This is a genomic window from Escherichia sp. MR, from assembly GCF_005280595.1.
In the GTDB taxonomy this organism is placed as follows: Bacteria; Pseudomonadota; Gammaproteobacteria; order Enterobacterales; family Enterobacteriaceae; genus Escherichia; species Escherichia ruysiae.
Window position 1 is genome coordinate 1 of sequence record NZ_SZVK01000062.1, and the last position, 21,711, is coordinate 21,711.

A 21,711-nucleotide genomic window follows, 5' to 3' on the forward strand; every position below is an offset into this window, starting at 1 on the left:
CTGATAGAAACAGAAGCCACTGGAGCACCTCAAAAACACCATCATACACTAAATCAGTAAGTTGGCAGCATCACCAAAGATGCTTATGTCAATGGGCAAAAATATCGCACAACAAACCGTAATGGAGTGGTGGTATACGACGGAATGACACCTTATCGGGAAAATCACCTGATGCTGGATGTGTCGCAAAGCGATAGCGAAGCAGAATTACGTGGCAACCGGAAAATTGCCGCCCCTTATCGCGGCGCGGTCGTGCTGATTAATTTTGATACCGATCAGCGCAAACCCTGGTTTATAAAAGCGTTAAGAGTGGATGGACAACCATTAACGTTTGGTTATGAAGTTAATGATATCCATGGACATAATATTGGCGTTGTCGGTCAGGGAAGCCAGTTATTTATTCGCACCAATGACGTACCGCCATCGGTTAATGTAGCAATTGATAAACGACAAGGACTTTCATGCATAATCACCTTCGGTAAAGAGATTGATGAAAGTAAAAATTATATTTGCCAGTAATAGTCAGGTGGTTCTATGAAAAATCGCATAATGTTATTTATATTCATGATGATGGCTATTCCTGTGAGTTATGCGGCATGTTATGGAGAGTTGTCGGCGCAGCATAATTTGGTTGTTCAGGGAGATTTTGTGCTAACTCAAACACAAACGGCGACATATGAGCATAATTTTAATGACTCGTCATGCGTGAGTACGAATACCATCACCCCCATGAGTCCGTCGGATATTATTGTTGGACTTTATAACGATACCATTAAATTAAATTTACATTTTGAATGGACTAACAAAAACAGCATCACATTATCAAATAACCAGACCAGTTTCACCAGTGGTTATTCAGTAACGGTGACATCGGCAGCCAGTAACGCGAAAGTGAATGTTTCTGCAGGGGGCGGCGGAGCAGTGATGATTAATGGTGTCGCGACATTATCCAGTGCTTCATCCACAACGCGTGGAAGTGCTGCAGTGCAATTTTTACTGTGTTTGCTAGGAGGAAAGTCGTGGGATGCATGTGTGAATAGCTACAGAAATGCATTGGCACAAAATGCAGGTGTCTATTCCTTTAATCTGGCATTGTCATACAACCCGATAACAACGACCTGCAAACCTGATGATTTATTAATTACTTTAGAGAGTATTCCCGTTTCACAATTACTAGTCACAGGTAACAAAACAACAATAAATAGCAAGAAAGGGGATATTATTCTGCGTTGTAAAAATTTATTAGGTCAACAAAATCAAACATCACGGAAAATGCAGGTGTATTTATCAAGTTCTGATTTGTTAACCAGTAGTAACACGATACTGAAAGGTGCGGAAGATAATGGCGTAGGATTTATTCTTGAAAGTAATGGTTCACCAGTCACACTTTTAAATATCACTGACAGCAGTAAAGGATACACAAATTTAAAGGAAATTGCGGCGAAGTCAAAAATTACAGATACAACAGTCTCAATTCCGGTAACAGCCAGTTACTATGTATATGATAAAAATAAAGTTAAATCTGGCGCACTGGAGGCTACTGCCTTGATCAACGTGAAATACGACTAATAACAAGTAAGACGAGCAAGTGGCTAATAATAAAAAATAACAAGGTGTCTGCATTTCCCCCTCATGATGAGGGGGCTTTTTTTAGCGATGGTAGAATATTTCGCCGTCGTAGGCTTTAATGATTTTACCGTCAGTGTCGTTGATCAACACATATGCGCCACCCATATAGGTCCAGTGAGTTCCGGCGTCAGGGGCAGGCAGGTTACGTAACTGCCACTGCTTAATATTGTACTCATCGGTGCGGTACATCTCTGGAACGGTATCGCCTGGTTTGAAATGCTTGAAGTCAGCGATGAAACTGCTCAACTCATACTTTGAAATTCCAGAGGCATTGGTCGAACCCGCAGTGACCGGTGCGGCCCACGCTACGCTGGTTGCCAGCAACAGCGCACCCAACAATAACTTATTTCTTATGGTCATATACTCTCCACGTTGGGGATCAGCAAAATCAGTCGCATATCTTTCCTGTCATACAATATAACCGACAAGCGATATTTTGTTAGTGATCCCATGATTTCGTAAAAAGTGTAAATGAAAGGATGCTGTAAAAGCATCCTCATCGGGCGAAGAGTCAGCGGAAATAGCTGATTTAAGAATCATCCTGGGCTGAAGATAACATGCAAGCCCAAAGGATTGAGTTATCGCATTATGCCCATAAAGCCATGCACGCCCATATACACACCAACTAAGCCAATCAACAGACTGGAAAAATAGGGGGCTTTTTGGGCTAGTGTGTTAAATCCGCTCCAGCGTTTTGCCACTTGCTGGACACTGATTGCCGCGCCAACGCCCACGGTGACCAGTGTTAACGCAAGGCCAATACTGAAACTAACGACCAGAGTTGCTCCCAGAGTGAGGGCTTTCAGTTGAATACAAATCAGCAGCACAGTTATCGCTGCAGGGCAGGGGATCAGTCCGCCAGTCAAGCCAAACAGTAAAATCTGCCAGTTCGTGACATCCCTGCCATCAAAGCGTCGTTTAATGTCATTTGCGTGAGCCAGCTCATGGGCGTCCTGATATTCGACATTCTCGCCATGTCCGTGATGGTGATGATGTTCGTGATCATGATGGTGGTGCTCGTGATCATGCCCGTGCATATTCTCAAGCCAGTTTCGTTCACCGCGCCATGTGCGCCAGAACATCCATAATGCGGTGCCGAGAATGATGACCGCAGAAATTAACTGTAGCCACGGTTCCGTCGACTGCGCAGTAAAGCGTTTGCTGATCACCATCCCGCCAAAGGCAATCAACCAGACTACCGCAGTATGCGAAATGGTTGCTGCCAGTCCAAGCATCACCGCCTGTTTAATCGTACCTTTAATGGCGATGATAAACGCCGCCATCATTGTTTTTGAGTGCCCAGGCTCCAGACCATGAAGTGCACCGAGTAAGATGGCGCTGGGGATGAAGAACCAGGCGTTTCCTTGCTGAAGAAGAGTGGTAAATTCAGTCATGATAATAATTCTTAGTATTAAATGGATGCAGAGATTCTACTCCCCCCCAGTACATGATACTACCCCCCAGTAGATTAATAGTGCTATGATTTTTCATTATCTTGTTAACCAGGTGTTGTTATGTCTCATACCATCCGCGACAAACAGAAACTGAAAGCGCGCGCCAGTAAGATTCAGGGACAGGTCGTCGCGCTTAAGAAAATGCTCGACGAACCGCATGAATGTGCTGCCGTTCTACAACAGATTGCAGCCATTCGTGGCGCGGTAAACGGTCTGATGCGGGAAGTGATTAAAGGTCATCTGACGGAACACATTGTTCACCAGGGCGATGAACTAAAGCGTGAAGAAGACCTGGATGTTGTCCTTAAGGTGCTGGATTCGTATATAAAATAGTTTCGTGACGTTATTGTAATACTGCCGTTTTTCCTCGTTTACAACGCGCGCGCCGGACATTACCATCCTCCTCTGCGATTTATTATCGCAACCAAACGACTCGGGGTGCCCTTCTGCGTGAAGGCTGAGAAATACCCGTATCACCTGATCTGGATAATGCCAGCGTAGGGGGCCAAAATAGTCTTGAAAATTATGTGGTTGTATCTCTTTTTGACCATAAATCATGCTGTTAAGGTACAAAAAGGGGTCGTTTATGAGGTCAAGAACTCTCCCATACACATTTCAGCGAAACGGTAATTACTATCTACAAATCCGGCTTTCGGATGGTCGGATATACAAAAAATCACTTTTTACTGACAGTTATCGCGAAGCATCGGCGTTGATGATTGGCCTTACTCCGCACATTCCTTTCGTTAAATCACTCGCTACTCCGTTGCCGCAATTTAATAAGTTTGTTTCAAACTTGATCGCTTCGTCACGTAACGTAATGATTCCGTTGCCACTCCCTCAGCAATTGAACAATATTTCTAAAGAAGTTTTGCAGCTTCAACCACCAGCCAAACCGGAAAAGGTGCTAACACTTGCTGATGCGTGGGCTATGTACAAGGAGGAAAGAGGTCGAAATTGGACAAAATCGATCTCAATGGCAAATGAGCGTTATATGGAGGTATTGCTTGTTGTCTTGGGAAAAGAAACAGACGTAACGGCAATCACCAAACAAGATATTAAGCGAGTAATGGAAACTGTCGAAAACTTACCAAAGCGTGTAGTGCAACCGTATAGGTCAATGACTATTCAGCAACTAATCGAATGTGATGATGTGCTGCCAGAGGATTTAGTTGGTGCTGAGGCTGTACATAAGCACCTTAAAATCTACAAATCGTTATTCAAAACATTTCTGACTGAAAACAAAGATATTCTATCTAAGTCTCCGACTGATGGAATAGTAGCGGCACCATCCAAAGCTAGGTTTGGTGCATACAGTGCAGCAGAAATGAAAAAATTTGTAGGATGGGCACTAAAGCAGCCTGATGGATGGCAGAAGTGGATCACTTTGTTGTTGGCGTACACAGGAGCCAGAAGAGGTGAGATTGCTAAACTGGAGAAGTCGCAGATCAAATTTGATGAAGATAGCCAGCGGCACTATCTTCTGATCGCGGAAAGAAGGCTGGGTAAAACTGAGAATGCTACAAGACAGGTAGTGATTCATCCCAAACTGATTGAGTGGGGGTTTCTGGATTTTGTTAACCGCCAATGGAAAGAGAAAATCTTTTCGGAAGTCTCAGGTCGAAATATGTCAAAGATAGGTAAAGTTCTTTCAGATGTTCGTGATCAGCTTGATATTCCTTATCTTGATGATTATGGGCAGCGGCGCTTGGTGCATAGTTTCCGGCATACTATGATTTCTACTTGTTTAGCTGGTTGGGTGAGTAATTTGGCGCATCTGCAACAGGTGGTAGGTCATGAAAAGAGTGGAGTAGGGATTACCCAGCGTTATCTGCACACATTCCCACTTTCCACCGTTTGTTATGTGATCGATGGTCTTTGTTGGGAGACTTAGTTATTCGTGTATCCTTCTTAGTGTATAACCAGCTAATAATTTGTAGATTTTTATTGTCTGAGATCAAAAATTTTCACAACTAATTTACAATAATAACTTAAGATGAATTTAGGCTTAGTGAGTCTTCTATGGTTAAAAATTTAGGCAAAAAATACAAGTATGGCGATCAACCGATAAGAGCTATTACCATACAGATAATTGCTAATCAGTTTGGTGGGGCTGCAACGGCTAAGCAGGTAGATGATTATCTTAGAAAGCTATTTCCATCTTATAAAGATAATACTTGGCTCAATTTAATTGCTAATACAGTTAATTGTAAGCGGAGCTACTGGAGTTTCAACAAAACTGCCCGACGAACTGATGATGTAACTCATCGGCATCATAAGTATGACCGATTGTTCAAGCGTGGAAATATTTTTGAAATCTATCAACCATCTGTGCACGGTATTTGGGAATTATACCAGGATTTAGAAGGGATGTGGCGTTATCGTCAAGTAAAATCGGTTTTCGAAGAAGCTGTTGAGACGGCTGCAAAATTATCTTCAGTGGAACGAAAGCAAATTTTAGCGACAGAAAGTAAAATCCCGGAACTAATCGAAGTAACAACACGAGTTTATAAACGAAGCCCATATGTAGTTGCTGAAGTTCTTTTGAGAGCAAATGGAAAATGTCAATATTGTAAGCGAGATGCTCCTTTTCTAAAGGAAGATGGTACTCCATTTCTAGAAGTTCATCATATTGAGTGGCTTTCAAAGGGGGGGGAGGACTCTGTGGAAAATGCTATTGCATTATGTCCTAATTGCCATAGACAAGCCCATTATGGCGATCTGACATTACTACCTGTTAATAAATAGGCTTGATGAAAGTTCTATTTCTATATTTTTCAATATACAAATTTCCCCAAAAACGGCGTGAATATCACGCCGATCAATCATACTTCAGAACACATACTCAATGTGTAAACAGCCATCTCCCCATCGGGATTAGAAGGGCGTAATACAAATATCGGTATACTGCCATTGTCAATGTATGTGGCTGCAACCCCTCCGTCAGGTGTAGCATACATCTTTGCGATGCTTTTTTGACCTACAAAATCAAGTCTCCAAGTTTTACCGCCAAGATTTATGGTCATTTTTTTATCTTGTATATCAAAAGTTGAATCTACAGAAACTTTCTGACTTCCCGAGTCAATATGACCTTCCTGTATTGCTTTACAGGAAAAGGTTGTGGCGTGGCCCATCACTGGAATTAACAAAGCGGCAAATACTAGTTTTTTCATTTGTCTCCCTTGGTGTGTCAAATGGATGGTGATGCTAATAATACATGATTGATTCAAAATGTCACGATTAGTGCGTGGTTAATTGGTGCGTCAAATTGCATCTTTGTGCCATGCGAAAGAATCTGAGATACCTTTTTGGACAACGAGTAAAAGAGTTCCGTATAGCTATTGGCTTAAGCCAAGAGGCCTTTGCAGATCGGTGTGGTTTTGCACGTAGTTATATGAGTCGAATTGAGCGTGGTTGCTCTAATGCATCTCTTGATGCAATTGAGGTTCTGGCTGACGCTTTGCGTATTGAGCCTTGGCAGTTACTAGCTTCTGATTCAAGGAAACCTGATGATCAGGAGGTACTTGTTCCTTATGCTGCAGATGGGTCGTGTTTTCATCCAGGATTGGCAAGTACTCGCGATGGTTCGTTTAGAGTAGGGGAAAAATCAGCCCAGAAACGTTTCAGTTCGTTCAATGAAGCTCTCGAATACCTTCGTGGAATGGAAACCGCGAAGTGGCGTAGGCCTAATGCTAGTGGTAATTGGGGCATTGTATCTGCGGTTAAATGGGATCGACTGAATCAATAAGATATCAGTAATTTTCGGGCCACTCCACAAGGCAATAAGTGGCTTAGTGGTGATTATCGAAGGGGAATACAAGCGAGCACCTAGGCACCATTGCAAGAACCGCTCAACGCTGAGATCAGCAAGCCCCGATTTTTGCCGACCGTCCCTGTCAAATATCAAGGAGGCATTACGCCACCTGCTCTTTCTTGATACGTTGCACCGTCTGCGTGCTGACACTGAAATCTTTTGCTACGCTCCGAATTGAGCCACCATTCGCGAGAGCGGCAGCAATTCCCGCTCGATCAATTGCTTTTCCATTACCACGTTTTGCTATACGTCCAGCGGCCTTGGCTGCGGCGATCCCTTCACGTTGACGCTCAAGCATCATTTCACGTTCCATTTGTGCCACTGCTGCAAGAACTGTGAGCATCATATTCCCTGCGGGAGAGTTCTTTCCTGTCTTAAAGTCTTCTTTATGGAAATGCACAGACACGCCGCGCTTTGTTAATTGCTCTACAGTTGCCAGAAGGTCGGCTGTATTACGACAAAGGCGATCAATACTATGGACGTGTAACACGTCACCCTCCCGCACATAGTTCATCATTGCCTCAAACTGTGGGCGCTGAGTGTTCTTGCCTGACGCTTTATCTTCAAAGACTTTATCAAGAGTTACTCCTGCTAATTGACGGTCTGTGTTTTGTTGCACAGTCGATACCCTAATGTATCCAATATTAGCCATCTTCTTTTTTCTTCTGTATTGATTTGTGTGTAGTGATTATTGATCGTGTTGATTAGGTGTGTAAAGTACTTTTTTCACTACGAAATTCGAAGTTTTTTAGTGTGGTGATTTAGCCTGCCTTATCACTACACTTCTTGCATGAGAATCATGTAGTTACATTTTGGTAAAATTAGCAAGCTATTAAATTGTGTGTTTATTTTGAAAAAATAATTTTTGTTGCATTAAAGAAAACTTGTTCGACAAATAATAGGTTGATTTTTGATCAATAATTTCTGATAGTGCTCTGTAAGCCGCATTACACAAGGCGCAGCGAAAGTGATGTAAAAGTGAAGAAAGCTAACATTGCACTTTTAAACTACTTTTCATTGAATTTTTTAGTATGGAATTACACAGGGAATAGAGAGCATTATTCTATGATTTACACAGGGTAAGTGCTATGTGATAAATGGATGTAACGAAAGGCTAAAATTTACTTAGGGTAAAAGGGGAAATAACACAATTGGAAGTGGTTGCCTAACCGTTGGAAGTGGTCTCCGGTTTACCTTAGGTAATGAGTTCCACCAATACTATAATTAAATAATATTCTTTATACTATATATATGATCTTTTGCCTTCCGGCGTTAGCTCCACTCTCTGGCAAGCAGCCTTACTCCGCTACCTTTCGGGCTTTGTGGCTGGCCCGTTCCGCTCACACCGAAAGCAAAGCGTTACTTTCTTCGTGTAACTATCGTTGGCGGTAACGCCCACGAAGGAATACTATTGCGCTGTGCGCAGTAAGAGTAATCACCTAACCAATCATCTGATTGCTTACGTGTTAACTCTCTCTAACTCTTAATTACCCTCCTACATTTAATAACTCTGTTATTCTCTGTAGTTGTGTAATTACTCGAAGAGAGAGCGGCTAAAGCTCAATTACACTCTGCTTTCCTCGTGTAATTTCACTAAGCCTCAATACAATTTCACTTCCTACATTCTGTAGTCGTGTAATTGTTTTCGGTGGAAAAGCCAGAGGCGACACCGAAAGAGAATTCTGATCTTATTAATCTTATCTATCTTAGTTAATCTTCTTACTTATCTTACTTACTTTATCTACTTTATTATTAATAATAGCTTTATAAGCTCTCTGTGTAGCTCTCTGACGCAAGAAACAGAGTTCAGGAAGGGAATCACCTTAGAAAAGTGTTCTTTGCGTCATAATGTGTTTTATGAAGGATTCAGAGGTGTTTCATAACAGAGATGTATAGAGGATACTTTAGGTAATTAAAAATAAGGGGTCTAAATGCTTCTCTAACAGCATTAAGCAGGGTAGAGAATGGAAACCGCTTTGCCTACATATATAAACTCACTACAGGGCTTTACAGAGCGTTTTATAAAGTAACTAATCTAAGAACTCTCTGTTTTATATCTATCATCATCTAACAAATACAAAATAAGCCACTTAAATAAGCCACTTAAATAAGCCACTTAAATAAGCCACTTAAATAAGCCACTTAAATAAGCCACTTAAATAAGCCTCTGGCGAGCTAAACAGCCATTACATAAGAGAATGTATTGCTTTTATCAAAACTTCATTAGAACGCGTTTTAGAGCGTTTTAGCTGGTAATGAAGAATAGCACTACACAGGAGAGCACGAATCGCTAAGAAAAAATGTAAGCACATGAAAAGGTTCTGATTTTTTATGAAAAGATATTGACAAATGTTTATTTATATGTAATAATAGGTACTAGAGGGACAGAAAAACATTCTTCTCTAAATAATCAAAATCAATGCACTTTGAAGCCGTCAGGCTTGCAAGGTGTTTTTCTTTTAACTGAATAAGGAGTTTTTTATGAAATGGTTTATACCGGAACACGTCGTAGAGGCATTTAAAAAAGGTGAGTTAACACGACATCAAGTAGTAATGAATCGTAATATGGCAAGGAGTCGAGGTTATCCAGAGCGTGAAAAATGCTTTGACGATGCACTCAAGATTATTGATGAACTGCGTAAGGCAGAAGCAGAGAAAGAATAATAACAGGAGAGGAGAAAACCAAATGAATATTAATTTTGACTCTGCAACTTATAACGCGTTGTTAAATCGCGCAAAGGCAGAAGGGAAATCAATTCCAAAACTTGTTAATGAACTACTAATTACAGTCCTTACAAAGGAGGAACTAAATGATCAAAAATATCAAAACAATTGCCGAAGCGAAAGCCAAATGTCTAAATCAGAAAGATGGTAAACAAAAATATGTAGTTGTTGAGCAATGGTTGAAGATGTTTAAAAAATGGTACTCACCATCTGGTAATGAATACACCGCTACACTGCCAGCCGTTGAAATCTATAGCTATATAGCTGGATTCAATGAACAAGGGCAAGAATGTTACGCTACTCAAAAAACATTAGCTAATATTGGAATGGTTAGTGATCGTCAGGTACGCAATATTATAAATATGTTTGTTGATATGGGAGTTCTTTCTGTAGAGGCACGCCACGGTCAAACATCACTCTATAAAGCATTACCCTTTACAGATGCACATATTACAGCACCAAGAGAAGCGAAAGCCTCTGTAAATGCAGAAAAGCCACAGACAGAGCAAGTATCTACTGTTAAAGCTGTTCCTGAACAGCTTCCCCCTACGGAAGATAAAAAAACACTAGAAACAACACGCTCTATTCAGCAGGAAAAAACAGAGCTTCCTTGGGGCGGTGTCACTATTTGCAAACCGAATGGACAGCCAACAGAAGCAGCCCTTGAGTGGGCTTTAGCTGAAACGCAGGGCGATAACATAGAGGCATACAGGCTAATTTCAATAGTGGTTTCTGAATTTACAGGAAGAGAACATATATACACGATACCTGAGACAGAAGAGGACGATTTTGACATTCCATTTTAATAAGGAGGACTATGATCCAATATTTAGTAAAAAATCAAGTAGACCGCATTCAGTGTAACGACACCGGAAAACACACCTACGAAACGCTTGTTTACCTCTATAAAGGAAAGCCAACACCGCTAAAATATAGCGATGTGTTACATCGAGCAGGTTGCTCTGAGTCAGGTTTAAAATTCTGGCTGAAACAGCTATCAAATTTCGGTGTTATTGAAATGAAAGAGCTGTCTTTTTCTACATTCAACCTCAAGAAATTATAGAAAATAGAATTCATCTATTCCACGCTCTAATTCTATTTCTCTGTTTAATATAAAAGGAAAACATTATTATGGTAATAGCTATGTGGTGGTTGTTGTTTTTTATGCTCGTAGAAACATATGCAAGTAAGTCTGGAAAACAAAAATAATATATTGATGATTTGTTTTTTATAACTTCGTGGTGTCAAGTCCAGCAGCTTTGAGTCGCTCGGTAAGATTTCTCATTTTGCTGAACTCTGTACCAAAGCTGGCTTTAAGTCCTACACCTTCACAAAACTCTTTTGCCGTAACCTTTTTCAGATGGTCAGCATATTTGATCATCTGGAGGTGCATTTCCATCGTTTGGCTATTTCGTGGTGCGCTGCTAATGGCTTGCTTAATGTTCTCGTAGATCTGGGTTTCTGTCATTTTTTATCTCACCTATCAAATTTAGATAAATAATATAAATTAGCAAATTAAGATAATCAATAGTTTTTATCATCTGAATGATAGATGTTAAATGTTTCTTTTTCATTTCTGATATGGGGTACAAAATGGGGTACACAGAGAAGAAGCAATTAATGGAGGCGAGCTTGCATCTGCAAGCCACTTCCCCTAAGCTGGCACAAAATATAGAGATTCAACCAAACGACTCGGGGTGCCCTTCTGCGTGAAGGCTGAGAAATACCCGTATCACCTGATCTGGATAATGCCAGCGTAGGGAAGTCACAGACCATCAGGTCATTGCTTCTTCACGTTATGGCAGGAGCAAATTATGCAAGTCGACCTGCTGAGTCCGGCGCAATCAGCGCCCGTGTTACACCTTTTTCACCAATATTCCCCCCTTGTGCATTGCATGACTAATGATGTGGTGCAAACCTTTACTGCCAATACTTTACTGGCGCTCGGCGCATCGCCAGCGATGGTCATCGAAACCGAAGAGGCCAGTCAGTTTGCGGCAATTGCCAGTGCTTTACTGATTAACGTTGGCACACTGACGCAGCCACGCGCACAGGCGATGCGTGCCGCCGTTGAGCAAGCAAAAAGCTCTCAAACACCCTGGACGCTTGATCCGGTTGCGGTTGGTGCACTCGACTATCGCCGCCGTTTTTGTCTGGAACTTCTGTCTCATAAGCCAACCGCCATACGTGGTAATGCTTCGGAAATCATGGCATTAGCAGGCATCGCTAATGGTGGTCGTGGTGTGGATACCACTGACGCAGCAGCCAACGCGTTGCCCGCCGCACAAACTCTGGCACGGGAAACCGGCGCAATCGTCGTGGTCACTGGCGAGGTGGATTATGTTACTAATGGTCGTCGCACCGTTGGTATTCACGGCGGTGACCCGTTAATGACCAAAGTGGTGGGAACTGGCTGTGCATTATCGGCGGTTGTCGCTGCCTGTAGTGCGTTACCAGGCGATACGCTGGAAAATGTTGCATCTGCCTGTCACTGGATGAAACAAGCCGGAGAACGCGCCGTCGCCAGAAGCGAGGGGCCGGGCAGTTTTGTTCCACATTTCCTTGATGCGCTCTGGCAGCTGACGCAGGAGGTGCAGGCATGAAACGGATTAACGCTCTGACCATTGCTGGTACAGATCCGAGCGGTGGTGCGGGGATTCAGGCCGATCTTAAAACCTTCTCGGCACTTGGCGCTTATGGTTGCTCAGTTATTACTGCACTGGTGGCGCAAAATACCCGTGGCGTACAGTCGGTGTATCGCATTGATCCTGATTTTGTCGCCGCCCAGCTCGATTCGGTGTTCAGCGATGTGCGAATCGACACCACCAAAATCGGCATGTTGGCAGAAACCGATATCGTTGAAGCGGTGGCGGAACGGCTGCAACGTTATCAGATCCAAAACGTGGTGCTGGATACCGTCATGCTGGCGAAAAGCGGCGACCCGCTGCTTTCACCTTCGGCGGTAGCCACGCTACGTAGTCGATTATTGCCACAGGTTTCATTAATTACACCGAACTTGCCGGAAGCAGCCGCTTTGCTCGATGCGCCACACGCGCGTAATGAACAGGAAATGCTGGAGCAAGGACGTGAATTATTGGCGATGGGCTGTGGCGCTGTGCTAATGAAAGGCGGTCATCTGGATGATGAACAAAGCCCGGACTGGCTGTTTACCCGCGACGGTGAACAACGTTTTACCGCACCGCGCATTATGACCAAAAATACCCACGGCACCGGTTGTACGCTCTCTGCGGCACTGGCGGCGTTGCGTCCGCGCCATACAAACTGGGGCGACACCGTACAGGAGGCAAAAAGCTGGCTGTCGGCAGCGTTAGCCCAGGCAGACACGCTGGAAGTCGGTCACGGGATTGGTCCGGTTCACCACTTCCACGCCTGGTGGTAAGCGCCGTACTATAGCTGCTTTGGTTATTGTCAGCTTTTTTTGTGCTGAAATTCAGGGATGAAACCAATGCAGCTAAAAATCGTCAGTCGCAAAAAATTCACCGCCTTGTTATGCGCTTTGGGGCTAATTTCCATCGTGGCGATTTATCCCCGCCAGACGGTGAATTTTTTCTATTCGACAGCAATTCAGATCAAAGACTACATCCACTTCTACGGTTATCGCCCGGTTAAATCTTTCGCTATTCGCATACCTGCCAGTTACACCATTCATGGTATTGATGTTTCACGCTGGCAGGAGCGGATCGACTGGCAGCGTGTTGCAAAAATGCGCGACAACGGTATCCGCTTACAATTTGCCTTTATCAAGGCGACGGAAGGCGAAAAGCTGGTTGACCCGTATTTTTCGCGCAACTGGCAAAGAAGCCGTGAAAATGGCCTGCTGCGTGGGGCGTATCACTATTTTTCTCCGTCGGTATCCGCTTCAGTTCAGGCCAGATTATTTCTGCAAACGGTGGATTTTGCCCACGGCGATTTCCCTGCCGTGCTGGACGTAGAAGAGCGGGGAAAATTATCAGCAAAAGAATTACGCAAGCGGGTCAGTCAGTGGTTAAAAATGGTTGAAAAGAGCACGGGCAAAAAGCCGATTATTTATGCTGGTGCGACGTTTTATCACACGAATCTGGCGGGCCATTTCAATGAATATCCGTGGTGGGTGGCTCACTATTATCAACGTCGTCCGGACAATGACGGAATGGCCTGGCGCTTCTGGCAGCATTCCGACCGTGGACAGGTAGATGGCATTAATGGTTCGGTGGATTTTAATGTGTTTAATGGCACGGCGGAGGAGTTGCAGGCATTCGTTCATGGGATTAAAGAAACGCCTTAAATAAGAAGCAGTGATATACTCCCACCAGACTCTCCGGCAGGAAAAAGACAAATGGAACAAGCGCATACCCAGCTTATTGCCCAACTGAATGAACGTATTTTAGCGGCGGACAACACGCCGCTTTATATTAAGTTTGCCGAAACGGTAAAAAATGCCGTGCGCAGCGGGGTGCTGGAGCATGGCAATATTTTGCCCGGCGAACGCGATTTAAGTCAGTTAACCGGCGTTTCGCGCATTACGGTGCGCAAGGCGATGCAGGCGCTGGAAGAAGAGGGTGTGGTGACGCGTTCGCGTGGTTACGGCACGCAGATCAACAACATCTTCGAATACTCGTTAAAAGAAGCGCGAGGCTTTTCGCAGCAGGTGGTGCTGCGCGGTAAAAAGCCCGACACGCTGTGGGTTAACAAGCGAGTGGTAGAGTGCCCCGAAGAAGTCGCGCAGCAGCTGGCGGTTGAAGCAGGAAGTGATGTCTTCTTGCTAAAGCGCATTCGCTACGTGGATGAAGAAGCGGTATCGATTGAGGAGTCGTGGGTTCCTGCGCATTTAATTCATGATGTTGATGCCATCGGAATTTCTCTTTATGACTACTTTCGCAGTCAGCATATTTTTCCAAAGCGTACCCGTTCCCGCGTTAGTGCCCGAATGCCGGATGCCGAGTTTCAGTCACATATTCAGTTAGATAGCAAAATACCGGTGCTGGTGATCAAGCAAGTGGCGCTTGACCAACAGCAACGGCCAATTGAGTACAGCATCAGTCACTGTCGCAGTGATCTATACGTTTTTGTGTGCGAGGAGTAATTCCTCGCGCGTTGGCGCGCAATCACCGCCGCGATACCCGACAACCCACGATGCCACCGCATTACCCAGCAGCACTGCATCTGCCAGTGACAGACCAGATGCCAGCCCGGCGAGTACGCCACCTGCATGACTGTCGCCCGCACCAATCGTATCAACGACTTGCGTTGGAAATGCCGGAACACAGCCTGATGCATTGTCGCTGAAATACCAGGCACCTTCTTTATCCAGGCGAACGATCAATGGCGCGGCAAATTTCTCCTGCCACTGCTTGCCAGTCGTTGTTATATCTGTGGATAAACGAAAACGTTCGGCAGCAATTTCAGCCTCCTGGCGATTAAGCGACACCAGCGGTCGACAAGCCATGATGCGCACAAGTAATGCATCCGGGATATCGCCAATACGAGGGCCAAAATCAATAAACGGCGTCACGTCTTGCAGTCCCTCCAGCCAATCCACTAACAATTCGCCGCAGGGCGAGGCCAGTTGATAACCAGAAAAATAGAGCAGGCTACCAGGTGCAACGGTTAGTCGCGCCAGCCACTGGTGATTCCACTGATTTTCCACGCCGCTGAACGACATAAAAGTGCGTTCGCCATCCGGCTCAACCAGCGCCAGACACCAGCCGTTATCGCCTTCGGCGTTATCGATCAGGCTGATTAATCCCTCTTTTGCCATCCGGTTGCGAATAATCTCCGCCCACACCCCCTGACCGAGCGGCAAGGCATTACCCGCTTCGATCCCGAGGCGCTTTAACGCCACGGCAATGTTCAGCGCACAGCCGCCAACATTTACGCTCTGCTGTTTCAGTTCGATATCGCACCCGCGCCAGGGCAGGGCGTAAGCGTCGGCGATCACATCAATGACCGCCGCGCCAATCACCATAATCGGCTGACGCGTGGTTAATTCAGGCAGCTGCGTGTGTAATCGAGCACCGCTCATACCGCCTCCCGTTGTTGGCGATATTTCTCCAGCGCCGTGGCATAGCGGTTGAAATCAAGCTGATTTACCGCATCCAGTTCCGCCTTTAACGCAGGATCGATAGCATTTACACCATGCAACGCGCCGCAAATTGCCGTCGCCATAGCACCGATGGTGTCTGTGTCGCCGCCAAGATTGGCGCACAGGACGGCGCAGCGGTTAGGATCGGTTTGTGCCAGTTCAACCAGCGCAATGGCGCATGGAACGGACTCGATAGTGCTGGTGCTCGCGCCAACCACCTGGTAAAGCTGTTCGCTGGCGGATTCGGTGCCGTCGGCGTGACGAACAATCTTCAGCGCAATCTCCAGACGCGCCGCCAGTGAGGCGCTGAACGTGGTGATGCGTTTTTGTTGAGCATGTCGCGCAATCGAAGGCAGTGAATCAACAATCGCTGACCAGCTTTCTCCGTCAATGGCACGAGAAATCGCCCATGCGATGACTACCGCGCCTGCAACCGCCAGATCGGATTTGTGGGTCGGGCTGGATGCCAGCGCCACATCATCAATAAAGGAATCAACATTGCGCGCCGGAAGTAAACAACCCAATGGTGAGATGCGCATCGCGGCACCGTTGGTCACGCCATTGTTTTCCAGTTCAGCAACGGGCTTTCCGTCGCGAATGGCGTTAAGCGCAATTTTTGAGGTCGGGCCAAGCACGTTTTTGTTGAAAGCGTCGAAACGCAGCGCCCAGTCGAGAATATTACGCCCAATCAGCTCCGGGTCTATCTCGCCTTCACGTTCCAGCAGCGCATCCGCCAGACACAGCGCCATCGAGGTATCATCGGTGAATTCGGCGCGGTTAAAATAACAGGCCGCGTTATTCTCCTTTGGTCCAGGCAGAAATCGGTCAATCCAGCCAAAGTGTGCTTTGACGCGGGAACGAGGCCAAAGCTCGGAGGGCATCCCCATCGCATCCCCTAACGCCTGCCCGTAAAGAGCACCGAGAATACGTTCTGTTTTCATTTTGCTTCCTCTTGTGTCAACGCAATATCGCGATCATCGACCTTGATAGCCGTAATTTCGTTGTCTGATTCGCGGAAAAAAATCATGAACAGCACGGCGATAATGGCAATCATCACCGCGCCAAAAGTCCACATCCCGGCCCAGTTGAAAGTCAGTCCGTTTACCGGTTCCGGATAAGCGAACATCTTTTCCATCATCACACCGCCAAGACGATAGCCGAGCAAACTGCCGAAGCCCTGGCAGCAGAGCGTGATCAGCCCCTGCGCAGCGGTACGCATATGCTCGGGGGCTTTTTTATCGACATAGATGTAGGCGGTAACGTAGTAAAAATCGTAACTTACGCCGTGCAGCAAAATGCCGAGGAACAATAGCGCGTAGGTGAAATATTCATCCGCACTACCGTAAATAAAGAAGCCATAGCGGATCGCAGCGGTGACCAGACCAAGCAATAATACCTTTTTGATACCAAAGCGTTTAGTGAAAAACGGCAATGCCAGCATAAAGAAGATTTCAGAGAACTGGCCGAGCGTCATCCAGCCGGTGGCGTTTTTCATGCCGACTTCGGTCAGATAACCGTTGGCAAAGATGTAATAGAACGCCAGTGGCATCGCAAACAAGAATGAACAGAAGAAAAAGACGAGGAAGTTTTTATCGCGCAGCAGGATCAGCGCATCCAGGCCGAGCATGACTTTAATGTCCATTTTGCCGGTGCTTTTTGGCGGCGTGTCGGGCAGGAAAAACGCAAACACACCGAGCAGAGCAGAACTTCCGGCAGTAATCAGCAGCGGGATGTTAGTCGGTGAGATATCGGCATACCCCAGCATTTGCGGCAAGAATCCACATGCCAGACCAGAGGCAATCCAGCCGATGGTGCCCATCACACGAATGCGCGGGAAATCACGCTCCACATCCGGCACGTTGGCAAAAGCGATACTGTTAGTCAGCGCAATGGTCGGCATATAGGTTAGCGAGTAGGCCAGCAGTAACGGGAAGAACCCGGCAAAAGTGGTCTGTTGCGCGGCGAAATACATCAGCACCGCACCAGCGAACATCAATACCGCCAGCACTTTCTGCGCCGAGAAAAAGCGGTCAGTGATGGAGCCAACCAGAATCGGCGACAGGATCGCCGCAATGGCAGTACAGGCATACGACCAGCCAATCTCTCCGGCACTAAAACCACTTTTACTTAACCACAACCACAATGGCACAAACCACGCGCCCCAGATAAACCATTCAACAAACATCATGAACGACAGCTTTGCTGTTGTTTTCATCTTTTAATTCCTTCATGACAGGTAATGTAAGGTACGCGCTGACAATACCACCTAACAATACCTTTTAAATACCTTTGCGATGAAAACTTGACCGCTGTAACACTTTTTTTGATGAATCGAGCCAACAGAAAACGCTGAAAAAACATCCTGAGAATGGAAAAAATAGCCCGTAACGACCAGGATTATGATTGCCCGCAAAGGCGGGCCAGGACAATCCATAGCCGATATCCAATCGGAATTTACGGGAGCATAGTAATGACAGATATTGCGCAGTTGCTTGGCAAAGATGCCGACAACCTTTTACAGCATCGTTGTATGACTATTCCTTCTGACCAGCTTTATCTCCCCGGACATGACTACGTAGATCGCGTGATGATTGACAATAATCGCCCGCCAGCGGTGTTACGTAATATGCAGACGCTGTACAACACCGGGCGTCTGGCGGGAACGGGATACCTTTCCATTTTGCCGGTTGATCAGGGCGTCGAGCACTCTGCCGGAGCTTCATTTGCCGCTAACCCGCTCTACTTTGACCCGAAAAATATTGTTGAACTGGCGATTGAAGCGGGCTGCAACTGTGTAGCGTCAACTTACGGCGTGCTGGCATCGGTATCGCGGCGTTACGCGCACCGCATTCCGTTCCTTGTCAAACTCAACCATAACGAGACGCTAAGTTATCCGAATACCTATGATCAAACGCTGTATGCCAGCGTAGAGCAGGCGTTCAACATGGGAGCGGTGGCGGTTGGTGCGACCATTTATTTTGGCTCAGAAGAGTCACGTCGCCAGATTGAAGAAATTTCTGCGGCCTTTGAACGTGCGCATGAACTGGGCATGGTGACAGTGCTGTGGGCCTATTTGCGTAATTCCGCCTTTAAGAAAGAGGGCGTTGATTACCACGTTTCCGCCGACCTGACCGGTCAGGCGAACCATCTGGCGGCGACCATTGGCGCGGACATCGTCAAACAGAAAATGGCGGAAAATAACGGTGGCTATAAAGCGATTAATTACGGCTACACCGACGATCGCGTGTACAGCAAGCTGACCAGCGAAAACCCGATTGATCTGGTGCGTTATCAGTTAGCTAACTGCTATATGGGGCGCGCAGGGTTGATTAACTCCGGTGGTGCTGCGGGCGGTGAAACTGACCTTAGCGATGCGGTGCGTACTGCGGTTATCAACAAACGCGCAGGCGGAATGGGGCTGATCCTCGGACGTAAAGCGTTCAAGAAATCGATGGCCGACGGCGTGAAACTGATTAACGCCGTGCAGGACGTTTATCTTGATAGCAAAATTACTATCGCCTGATACGTTTTAAACGAACAGCACTGCCCCGTAGGTCGGATAAGGCGTTCACGCCGCATCCGGCATAAAACCACTCGCACTTTGTTACGGCTTCCCCACGGGAGGCCTTTTTTTTGTCTGTTATTGCTGGATTAATTTTCATTTTGTCGTTTTCGTGATCGTTATCTCGACATTTAAAAACAAATAATTTCATTATATTTTGAAATCGAAAGAAAACGACAGGATGTGAAAATGTACGTGGTATCGACAAAACAGATGCTGAACAACGCGCAGCGCGGCGGCTACGCGGTTCCGGCATTCAATATTCACAATCTCGAAACGATGCAGGTGGTGGTGGAAAGCGCAGCCAGCCTGAATGCGCCGGTCATCATCGCCGGAACGCCAGGTACATTTAACCATGCCGGAACAGAAAACTTACTGGCGCTGGTTAGCGCGATGGCGAAGCAGTATCACCATCCGCTGGCGATTCACCTTGACCATCACACAAAGTTTGAAGATATCGCTCAGAAAGTGCGCTCCGGCGTGCGCTCAGTAATGATTGACGCCTCGCATTTGCCTTATGCGCAAAATATTTCACGGGTCAAAGAGGTGGTGGATTTTTGCCATCGCTTTGATGTCAGCGTCGAAGCGGAGCTGGGGCAACTTGGCGGCCAGGAAGATGATGTGCAAGTCAATGAAGCCGATGCGTTGTACACCAACCCCGTACAGGCGCGTGAATATGCCGAGGCAACCGGGATTGATTCCCTGGCGGTCGCCATCGGCACCGCTCACGGTATGTATGCCAGTGCTCCGGCGCTGGATTTCTCCCGCCTTGAGGCCATTCGTCAGCAGGTTGCGCTACCGCTGGTACTGCATGGTGCGTCGGGACTGTCTTCTGCGGACATTCGTCAAAGCATTAACCTGGGAATTTGCAAAATCAATGTCGCGACGGAGCTGAAAAATGCCTTCTCGCAGGCGTTAAAACGTTATCTGACGGAGCATCCAGAGGCGACCGATCCCCGGGATTATTTACAGTCGGCAAAATTCGCAATGCGCGATGTGGTGCGCAAAGTGATTGCCGATTGCGGCTGCGAAGGCAGGGCATAACGCATCTGCCATTTAACAAGGAAAAACCATGAAAACGTTAATTGCCCGGCATAAAGCCGGTGAACATATCGGAATTTGTTCAGTCTGTTCGGCGCATCCGTTGGTTATTGAAGCGGCGCTGGCTTTCGATCTCAACAGCACACGCAAAGTGCTGATTGAAGCAACGTCAAACCAGGTCAATCAATTTGGCGGTTATACCGGAATGACACCGGCAGATTTTCGCGAATTTGTTTTTGCGATTGCCGATAGAGTTGGGTTTGCGCGCGAGCGCATTATTCTCGGCGGTGATCATCTGGGGCCAAACTGCTGGCAGCAAGAAAATGCGGATGCGGCGATGGAAAAATCCGTCGAGCTGGTAAAGGCATATGTTCGTGCCGGTTTCAGTAAAATTCATCTTGATGCGTCAATGTCCTGTGCGGGTGATCCTGTACCGTTAGCGCCAGAAACGGTAGCTGAACGTGCCGCTGTACTTTGCTTTGCTGCGGAAAGCGTGGCGACAGATGACCAGCGTGAACAACTGACTTATGTGATTGGCACCGAAGTTCCGGTTCCGGGCGGTGAGGCCAGCGCCATTCAGTCGGTGCACATCACAAAGGTAGAAGATGCTGCCAATACTTTACGCACACATCAAAAAGCGTTTATTGCCCGTGGCCTGACAGAGGCATTAACGCGCGTGGTTGCGATAGTGGTACAGCCTGGCGTGGAATTTGATCACAGCAATATTATCCATTATCAGCCGCAAGAAGCGCAGGCGCTGGCGCAATGGATAGAAAACACCAGAATGGTTTATGAAGCACATTCCACCGATTACCAGACCCGGACGGCGTATCGGGAATTAGTACGCGATCACTTTGCCATTTTGAAAGTAGGGCCAGCATTAACCTTTGCTTTACGCGAGGCGATATTTGCTCTGGCGCAAATTGAGCGGGAACTTATCGCGCCGGAAAATCGCAGCAGTTGTCTTGACGTGATTGAAGAAGTCATGCTCGACGAACCGCAATACTGGAAAAAATATTACCGTACTGGATTTAACGATTCTTTACTGGATATTCGTTATAGCCTTTCTGATCGTATCCGTTATTACTGGCCGCATAGCCGAATTAAAAATAGCGTCGAGATGATGATAGCTAACCTTGACGGTGTCGAAATTCCACTGGGTATAATTAGTCAGTATTTACCAAAGCAATTTGAACGCATCCAGAGTGAGGAACTCAAGGCGATACCACATCCGCTTATTATGGATAAAATTTTTGATGTTCTGCGCGCCTATCGTTACGGTTGTGCAAAATAATAAGGATGTAATATGACAAAGCTATTTGTTCGTAGCGGGTGATGCTGCCAACTTACTGATTTAGTGTATGATGGTGTTTTTGAGGTGCTCCAGTGGCTTCTGTTTCTATCA

Annotated in this window: 23 protein-coding genes, 1 pseudogene and 2 riboswitches; of the genes and pseudogenes, 16 read left to right on the top strand and 8 right to left on the bottom strand. The window is 46.2% G+C overall.

Annotated features, from left to right (window positions below; all coding sequences use genetic code 11):
• Positions 1–75 precede the first annotated feature (75 nt).
• A pseudogene (locus tag FC814_RS19755) lies at positions 76–519 on the top strand (fimbria/pilus outer membrane usher protein); the annotation flags it as partial.
• 15 nt (positions 520–534) lie between these two features.
• Entirely contained in the window at positions 535–1,569 is a 1,035-nt protein-coding gene (locus FC814_RS19760; protein ID WP_137326350.1) for a putative fimbrial-like adhesin protein, read from the top strand.
• Between the two features lie 81 nt (positions 1,570–1,650).
• On the opposite strand, the gene rcnB is transcribed toward FC814_RS19760, so the two are convergent.
• Together rcnB and FC814_RS19770 are read right to left on the bottom strand one after the other, a co-directional pair.
• Positions 1,651–1,989: a Ni(II)/Co(II) efflux transporter accessory subunit RcnB gene (gene rcnB, locus FC814_RS19765; RefSeq protein ID WP_000155513.1), complete on the bottom strand. Its 339-nt coding sequence runs from the start codon at positions 1,987–1,989 to the stop codon at positions 1,651–1,653.
• Positions 1,990–2,207: 218 nt separating this feature from the next.
• The gene (locus FC814_RS19770; protein ID WP_137326351.1) at positions 2,208–3,023 is read right to left on the bottom strand and encodes a nickel/cobalt efflux protein RcnA; all 816 of its coding nucleotides are present in this window, start codon (positions 3,021–3,023) and stop codon (positions 2,208–2,210) included.
• Positions 3,024–3,143: 120 nt separating this feature from the next.
• Between FC814_RS19770 and rcnR the strand changes: the two genes are divergently transcribed.
• The 3 genes from rcnR (at position 3,144) to FC814_RS19785 (ending at position 5,831) form a co-directional block, all read left to right on the top strand.
• The gene (rcnR, locus tag FC814_RS19775; RefSeq protein WP_000019944.1) at positions 3,144–3,416 is read left to right on the top strand and encodes a Ni(II)/Co(II)-binding transcriptional repressor RcnR; all 273 of its coding nucleotides are present in this window, start codon (positions 3,144–3,146) and stop codon (positions 3,414–3,416) included.
• Positions 3,417–3,507: 91 nt separating this feature from the next.
• Positions 3,508–3,603: riboswitch (TPP riboswitch) on the top strand.
• Positions 3,604–3,669: 66 nt separating this feature from the next.
• The gene (locus tag FC814_RS19780; protein ID WP_001257775.1) at positions 3,670–4,977 is read left to right on the top strand and encodes a tyrosine-type recombinase/integrase; all 1,308 of its coding nucleotides are present in this window, start codon (positions 3,670–3,672) and stop codon (positions 4,975–4,977) included.
• Positions 4,978–5,105: 128 nt separating this feature from the next.
• Positions 5,106–5,831, top strand: coding sequence for an HNH endonuclease (locus tag FC814_RS19785; protein ID WP_000240373.1), 726 nt, complete (start codon positions 5,106–5,108; stop codon positions 5,829–5,831).
• Positions 5,832–5,908: 77 nt separating this feature from the next.
• Here the strand turns inward: FC814_RS19785 and FC814_RS19790 are convergent, their stop codons facing one another.
• Positions 5,909–6,256 carry a hypothetical protein gene (locus FC814_RS19790; protein ID WP_000737406.1) on the bottom strand — a complete coding sequence of 116 codons (348 nt, stop codon included), beginning with the start codon at positions 6,254–6,256 and terminating at the stop codon, positions 5,909–5,911.
• Positions 6,257–6,366: 110 nt separating this feature from the next.
• Between FC814_RS19790 and FC814_RS19795 the strand changes: the two genes are divergently transcribed.
• Complete coding sequence (locus FC814_RS19795; RefSeq protein ID WP_001316486.1) at positions 6,367–6,831, top strand: helix-turn-helix domain-containing protein; 465 nt, start codon at positions 6,367–6,369, stop codon at positions 6,829–6,831.
• Between the two features lie 166 nt (positions 6,832–6,997).
• Here FC814_RS19795 and FC814_RS19800 read toward each other — a convergent pair whose 3' ends face one another.
• Positions 6,998–7,549: a recombinase family protein gene (locus tag FC814_RS19800; RefSeq protein WP_001273871.1), complete on the bottom strand. Its 552-nt coding sequence runs from the start codon at positions 7,547–7,549 to the stop codon at positions 6,998–7,000.
• A 1,829-nt stretch (positions 7,550–9,378) separates the two neighbouring features.
• Here FC814_RS19800 and FC814_RS19805 point away from each other — a divergent pair.
• The 3 genes from FC814_RS19805 (at position 9,379) to FC814_RS19820 (ending at position 10,684) form a co-directional block, all read left to right on the top strand.
• Positions 9,379–9,561 carry a hypothetical protein gene (locus FC814_RS19805; protein WP_000870791.1) on the top strand — a complete coding sequence of 61 codons (183 nt, stop codon included), beginning with the start codon at positions 9,379–9,381 and terminating at the stop codon, positions 9,559–9,561.
• Positions 9,562–9,707: 146 nt separating this feature from the next.
• The gene (locus FC814_RS19815; RefSeq protein WP_000594465.1) at positions 9,708–10,427 is read left to right on the top strand and encodes a hypothetical protein; all 720 of its coding nucleotides are present in this window, start codon (positions 9,708–9,710) and stop codon (positions 10,425–10,427) included.
• Positions 10,428–10,438: 11 nt separating this feature from the next.
• A complete protein-coding gene (locus FC814_RS19820; RefSeq protein WP_000617145.1) occupies positions 10,439–10,684 on the top strand; it encodes a hypothetical protein in 246 nt (81 codons plus the stop codon).
• Positions 10,685–10,849: 165 nt separating this feature from the next.
• Here the strand turns inward: FC814_RS19820 and FC814_RS19825 are convergent, their stop codons facing one another.
• Positions 10,850–11,089, bottom strand: a complete 240-nt coding sequence (locus tag FC814_RS19825) for a hypothetical protein (RefSeq protein ID WP_000141032.1) — start codon at positions 11,087–11,089, stop codon at positions 10,850–10,852.
• A gap of 215 nt (positions 11,090–11,304) precedes the next feature.
• Positions 11,305–11,401: riboswitch (TPP riboswitch) on the top strand.
• Positions 11,402–11,435: 34 nt separating this feature from the next.
• On the opposite strand from FC814_RS19825, the gene thiM reads away from it, so the two are divergent.
• The 4 genes from thiM (at position 11,436) to FC814_RS19845 (ending at position 14,704) form a co-directional block, all read left to right on the top strand.
• On the top strand, positions 11,436–12,224 hold the full coding sequence (thiM, locus tag FC814_RS19830) for a hydroxyethylthiazole kinase (RefSeq protein WP_137326352.1): 789 nt from the start codon (positions 11,436–11,438) through the stop codon (positions 12,222–12,224).
• Positions 12,221–13,021: a bifunctional hydroxymethylpyrimidine kinase/phosphomethylpyrimidine kinase gene (thiD, locus tag FC814_RS19835; protein WP_000822251.1), complete on the top strand. Its 801-nt coding sequence runs from the start codon at positions 12,221–12,223 to the stop codon at positions 13,019–13,021. The genes thiM and thiD overlap by 4 nt, the downstream gene beginning before the upstream one ends.
• 66 nt (positions 13,022–13,087) lie before the next feature.
• The gene (locus tag FC814_RS19840) at positions 13,088–13,906 is read left to right on the top strand and encodes a glycoside hydrolase family 25 protein (RefSeq protein ID WP_137326353.1); all 819 of its coding nucleotides are present in this window, start codon (positions 13,088–13,090) and stop codon (positions 13,904–13,906) included.
• Between the two features lie 51 nt (positions 13,907–13,957).
• Positions 13,958–14,704, top strand: coding sequence for a GntR family transcriptional regulator (locus FC814_RS19845; RefSeq protein WP_000434025.1), 747 nt, complete (start codon positions 13,958–13,960; stop codon positions 14,702–14,704).
• Here the strand turns inward: FC814_RS19845 and FC814_RS19850 are convergent.
• Genes FC814_RS19850 through FC814_RS19860 form a run of 3 tightly spaced genes read right to left on the bottom strand, consistent with a single transcriptional unit; the run spans position 14,678 to position 17,918 of the window.
• The gene (locus tag FC814_RS19850; protein ID WP_137326354.1) at positions 14,678–15,643 is read right to left on the bottom strand and encodes a carbohydrate kinase family protein; all 966 of its coding nucleotides are present in this window, start codon (positions 15,641–15,643) and stop codon (positions 14,678–14,680) included. The two genes, FC814_RS19845 and FC814_RS19850, sit on opposite strands and share 27 nt — an antisense overlap.
• Positions 15,640–16,644: an ADP-ribosylglycohydrolase family protein gene (locus tag FC814_RS19855; protein WP_137326355.1), complete on the bottom strand. Its 1,005-nt coding sequence runs from the start codon at positions 16,642–16,644 to the stop codon at positions 15,640–15,642. Before FC814_RS19855 ends, FC814_RS19850 begins: the two co-directional genes overlap by 4 nt.
• Positions 16,641–17,918 carry a nucleoside permease gene (locus FC814_RS19860; protein WP_000858522.1) on the bottom strand — a complete coding sequence of 426 codons (1,278 nt, stop codon included), beginning with the start codon at positions 17,916–17,918 and terminating at the stop codon, positions 16,641–16,643. Before FC814_RS19860 ends, FC814_RS19855 begins: the two co-directional genes overlap by 4 nt.
• Positions 17,919–18,173: 255 nt before the next feature.
• Between FC814_RS19860 and fbaB the strand changes: the two genes are divergently transcribed.
• The 3 genes from fbaB (at position 18,174) to gatZ (ending at position 21,600) form a co-directional block, all read left to right on the top strand.
• Positions 18,174–19,226: a class I fructose-bisphosphate aldolase gene (gene fbaB / locus FC814_RS19865; RefSeq protein WP_000129560.1), complete on the top strand. Its 1,053-nt coding sequence runs from the start codon at positions 18,174–18,176 to the stop codon at positions 19,224–19,226.
• Between the two features lie 228 nt (positions 19,227–19,454).
• A complete protein-coding gene (locus tag FC814_RS19870) occupies positions 19,455–20,309 on the top strand; it encodes a tagatose bisphosphate family class II aldolase (RefSeq protein WP_000289781.1) in 855 nt (284 codons plus the stop codon).
• A gap of 28 nt (positions 20,310–20,337) precedes the next feature.
• A complete protein-coding gene (gene gatZ / locus FC814_RS19875; RefSeq protein ID WP_137326356.1) occupies positions 20,338–21,600 on the top strand; it encodes a tagatose-bisphosphate aldolase subunit GatZ in 1,263 nt (420 codons plus the stop codon).
• Positions 21,601–21,711: the final 111 nt, after the last annotated feature.

Excerpts from the sequence above, each read along its gene's own strand:
- FC814_RS19760 (WP_137326350.1), top strand. The coding sequence starts at position 535 with ATGAAAAATCGCATAATGTTATTTATATTCATGATGATGGCTATTCCT.
- rcnB (WP_000155513.1), bottom strand. The coding sequence starts at position 1,989 with ATGACCATAAGAAATAAGTTATTGTTGGGTGCGCTGTTGCTGGCAACC.
- FC814_RS19770 (WP_137326351.1), bottom strand. The coding sequence starts at position 3,023 with ATGACTGAATTTACCACTCTTCTTCAGCAAGGAAACGCCTGGTTCTTC.
- rcnR (WP_000019944.1), top strand. The coding sequence starts at position 3,144 with ATGTCTCATACCATCCGCGACAAACAGAAACTGAAAGCGCGCGCCAGT.
- FC814_RS19780 (WP_001257775.1), top strand. The coding sequence starts at position 3,670 with ATGAGGTCAAGAACTCTCCCATACACATTTCAGCGAAACGGTAATTAC.
- FC814_RS19785 (WP_000240373.1), top strand. The coding sequence starts at position 5,106 with ATGGTTAAAAATTTAGGCAAAAAATACAAGTATGGCGATCAACCGATA.
- FC814_RS19790 (WP_000737406.1), bottom strand. The coding sequence starts at position 6,256 with ATGAAAAAACTAGTATTTGCCGCTTTGTTAATTCCAGTGATGGGCCAC.
- FC814_RS19795 (WP_001316486.1), top strand. The coding sequence starts at position 6,367 with ATGCGAAAGAATCTGAGATACCTTTTTGGACAACGAGTAAAAGAGTTC.
- FC814_RS19800 (WP_001273871.1), bottom strand. The coding sequence starts at position 7,549 with ATGGCTAATATTGGATACATTAGGGTATCGACTGTGCAACAAAACACA.
- FC814_RS19805 (WP_000870791.1), top strand. The coding sequence starts at position 9,379 with ATGAAATGGTTTATACCGGAACACGTCGTAGAGGCATTTAAAAAAGGT.
- FC814_RS19815 (WP_000594465.1), top strand. The coding sequence starts at position 9,708 with ATGATCAAAAATATCAAAACAATTGCCGAAGCGAAAGCCAAATGTCTA.
- FC814_RS19820 (WP_000617145.1), top strand. The coding sequence starts at position 10,439 with ATGATCCAATATTTAGTAAAAAATCAAGTAGACCGCATTCAGTGTAAC.
- FC814_RS19825 (WP_000141032.1), bottom strand. The coding sequence starts at position 11,089 with ATGACAGAAACCCAGATCTACGAGAACATTAAGCAAGCCATTAGCAGC.
- thiM (WP_137326352.1), top strand. The coding sequence starts at position 11,436 with ATGCAAGTCGACCTGCTGAGTCCGGCGCAATCAGCGCCCGTGTTACAC.
- thiD (WP_000822251.1), top strand. The coding sequence starts at position 12,221 with ATGAAACGGATTAACGCTCTGACCATTGCTGGTACAGATCCGAGCGGT.
- FC814_RS19840 (WP_137326353.1), top strand. The coding sequence starts at position 13,088 with ATGCAGCTAAAAATCGTCAGTCGCAAAAAATTCACCGCCTTGTTATGC.
- FC814_RS19845 (WP_000434025.1), top strand. The coding sequence starts at position 13,958 with ATGGAACAAGCGCATACCCAGCTTATTGCCCAACTGAATGAACGTATT.
- FC814_RS19850 (WP_137326354.1), bottom strand. The coding sequence starts at position 15,643 with ATGAGCGGTGCTCGATTACACACGCAGCTGCCTGAATTAACCACGCGT.
- FC814_RS19855 (WP_137326355.1), bottom strand. The coding sequence starts at position 16,644 with ATGAAAACAGAACGTATTCTCGGTGCTCTTTACGGGCAGGCGTTAGGG.
- FC814_RS19860 (WP_000858522.1), bottom strand. The coding sequence starts at position 17,918 with ATGAAAACAACAGCAAAGCTGTCGTTCATGATGTTTGTTGAATGGTTT.
- fbaB (WP_000129560.1), top strand. The coding sequence starts at position 18,174 with ATGACAGATATTGCGCAGTTGCTTGGCAAAGATGCCGACAACCTTTTA.
- FC814_RS19870 (WP_000289781.1), top strand. The coding sequence starts at position 19,455 with ATGTACGTGGTATCGACAAAACAGATGCTGAACAACGCGCAGCGCGGC.
- gatZ (WP_137326356.1), top strand. The coding sequence starts at position 20,338 with ATGAAAACGTTAATTGCCCGGCATAAAGCCGGTGAACATATCGGAATT.